This is a genomic window from Priestia sp. P5_B4 (genome assembly GCF_056400385.1).
Genome location: NZ_JBFULJ010000989.1, coordinates 1 through 1,315, shown reverse-complemented (window position 1 = coordinate 1,315; position 1,315 = coordinate 1). Strand labels below are relative to the sequence as shown.

At 36.3% G+C, this 1,315-nt stretch carries 2 protein-coding genes and 1 pseudogene; all 3 read right to left on the bottom strand.

Going from position 1 to position 1,315, the window contains the following annotated elements:
* Positions 1–16 precede the first annotated feature (16 nt).
* A complete protein-coding gene (locus tag AC1DRF_RS28145; RefSeq protein ID WP_477742327.1) occupies positions 17–634 on the bottom strand; it encodes a MotE family protein in 618 nt (205 codons plus the stop codon).
* A 9-nt stretch (positions 635–643) separates the two neighbouring features.
* Entirely contained in the window at positions 644–1,087 is a 444-nt protein-coding gene (gene fliJ / locus AC1DRF_RS28140) for a flagellar export protein FliJ (protein WP_427075217.1), read from the bottom strand.
* 2 nt (positions 1,088–1,089) lie between these two features.
* Positions 1,090–1,315, bottom strand: a pseudogene (fliI, locus tag AC1DRF_RS28135) (flagellum-specific ATP synthase FliI); the annotation flags it as partial.

Here is a 1,315-nt window from a genome sequence, read left to right as displayed (position 1 = left end):
GTTTTCACCTCTGCTTTTATTCCTCAATCTGATCTGTTAACAATGTCGTATAGCGGGCAGCTACTTTCGGATCCATTTTTTCTAAGATTGCCGTTCTTGTACTCGCTTTGAACTGCTTAAGCATCGCGACCGCTTTGTCTTCTTTTAATTCGGCAAAGATAAGTGCTGCATTTTTAGGAGACATGTTTTCATAGGTAGCAATGACATCTTTTTTTGCCAGCTGATTTTTTTTTTGTTTTTTCTCTTCATCGTCGGCTTTTTCTTCCAAATCGCGCATTTCAATTTTTAGTTCRTCCATTTGACGGTCTTTTGTAGTGATCGTTTTCTCGTAAGCTGCGATTTGCTTTTCTTTTGTGCTCAGCTTCTTTTGAAGACTTTCAACCTGCTTTTGTATCTCTTCATTGCTTTCTTGAATATTTTCATTTTTTTGCGACTGTTCACTTGATACAAATGGAATGGCGTGTGTAATAGCTGAAACTTTATCATTTACATTAACGCCTAAAAGCGTCAGAACAATATAAGCCGCCAAGATAAGGAACACTGCTGGAATAAAGATTAAAAATAAAAACACTTGGCTTTTACTGTAAGACTTTTCTTCTTCGTACTCTTCTCTTAACTCTTTTTGATTGGCCATGTTTTCCACCTAATTCCTATGCAGCATATACTGCTGTAGCGACAGCTCATCCATTTGCTTCGCTTCTAACTGTTTTTCCGCGGTTATATAAGAATCGTAGTCTCTCTTTTTTAACTGTTCATACTTCTTTACTTCTATGTTCTTTTCTTCTAGCTTCAGTTTCTTTAAGTTCATTTGCTGTCTTGCAAACATGACCTCTTGTTGCAGCCTCTCAATCACTCGTTCGGCACTTGTTAAAAACTGCTGAAATGACGTAATTTCTAAAATAGAAAGCCCTTGCTTCATTTTGCCCGTATGCTGTTCAATTAGCGTTTCTTTTTCTTTTAACTTTTTATAAAGCTTTTCACCCGCTGTTTCAAACTGCTGTAAGGATTGATTATATTGAGATAGCAGTTCATCCTTTTCATTTGACTTGATTGCCATTATTTTAGATAACCTAAATTCATATGCCATATTTACTCACCTTTCACAAACAGTTCACAGAGCTTTGTTACACTTGTTTCAAATGACGGATGTTCGTTCGTTTTTTGCTTTAAAAATGCATCAATGACAGGATGATAGTGAATGGCCTCATCAATGTAAGCAGAAGATCCTCTTTTGTAGGCACCTATGTTAATTAAGTCTTCAGAATTAGCATAGGTAGCCATTAATGAACGCAGTTTTTCAGCTGCTTCTTTATGC